We start from the raw sequence: 1,245 nt of genomic DNA on the forward strand, positions 1-1,245 counted from the left end.
GGGGCTTATAGGACAAAACGTGTGGATGGTTCCGGGAGTGTCAGTCCCTCCCCACCCATCCAGCACGTAGCCAGAGCCCCTCACCAGCATCGAGGCCTGTGTCGTAGAGCGCTGGCCCGGTGGACTCTTCCGGTGACTCCCAGAGCGTTGGTTCCGGGGGCGACTGCAGGTCTTGGATGAGTTCGTGTGCGCGTTCGAGTGGGATCTCACGCAGGGTGAGGAACCATTCCGCTGCCCGCTTCATGTGTGCTTCGCTTATCCCGCGATGGTTCCGCAGGACGGTTCTGATGCCGTTGTTGATGCCGCCCTTCAGCGGTGACGTTGTGCGGGCGTTGTCGTGTTCGAGGTACGTGAACAGTGTGCCTTTCCGGTTGAGTGAGTGGAGCAGGTTCCATGCCTTCCTAACCCGGTCGTGGGTGTATCCCCAGGTGCCGTCTCGGTATCTGGTGCGTTCTGTGGTGAGGTGCCCGTAGGTCTGCCACCACACGTCAAGGAGCTTCTGCCACCCGATGGCGTCGTCAATGGTGGTGACTTCTGAGAGGGCTCTCCCGACTTGGGCGAGGTGCTGACCGGCAAGGGTTCTCGGGCGGAGGGTGAGGTGTCTGCGGAGGTTCATGCGGATATGGAAGATGCAGCGCTGGACTCGGGTGGTGGGTCATGCCTCTCGGAGTGCTGAGGCAATGCCTGGCCCGCCGTCACACACGACCACGGTCGGGGCAGGGATGCGTTCGAGGAGGGCCTGCCAGGCTGCCCGGGATTCGCTAGAGCACCACTGCTAGGCGAGGACCTGTAAGGAATCGGTCACGGCGATGAGGAGGCACCAAGACCCGATGTAGATGCCGTCAACGAGGATCGTGTGATGTGTCGTCGTCACGGGCCCCAGGCGGGGTTCGATGTCCCAGCACCAGGACGTGTCGCGCCGGAACTGGCGGGCGGCGGAAGGGCCTCCGAGATCGGTTTGTGCGTGTTTGCCCAGGAGCCAGGTGAGGAATAGTTGGAGTTGGTGTTTGGCGGTCACGTCGGGGCGTTGCCTGATGGATGATGCGCCGCAGTCTTGGCAACGCCAGCGTTGTGTTCCCGCCGCGGTTCTCCCGTTTTTCACGAGGGTGCTGTTGCATACCATGCAGCGGGTCGTGTGTGACGTTTTTGGCACAGTTAAGGGTGCCGGAGCATAGTGTGCCTTGGTTTACCGCATGGTGGTGCGGTTAGATCGGGATTCCATCCACACGTTTTGTCCTATAACCC

2 protein-coding genes are annotated in these 1,245 nt (G+C 61.6%); both read right to left on the minus strand.

The genetic code is table 11. The features are described 5' to 3' along the window. Positions 1–40: 40 nt before the first annotated feature. A complete protein-coding gene (locus AUL38_RS15865; RefSeq protein ID WP_059063671.1) occupies positions 41–616 on the minus strand; it encodes a hypothetical protein in 576 nt (191 codons plus the stop codon). Between the two features lie 159 nt (positions 617–775). Next, complete coding sequence (locus AUL38_RS15870) at positions 776–1,018, minus strand: hypothetical protein (RefSeq protein WP_059063673.1); 243 nt, start codon at positions 1,016–1,018, stop codon at positions 776–778. Positions 1,019–1,245: the final 227 nt, after the last annotated feature.

The organism is Leucobacter sp. G161, from assembly GCF_001482305.1.
Classification (GTDB): domain Bacteria; phylum Actinomycetota; class Actinomycetes; order Actinomycetales; family Microbacteriaceae; genus Leucobacter.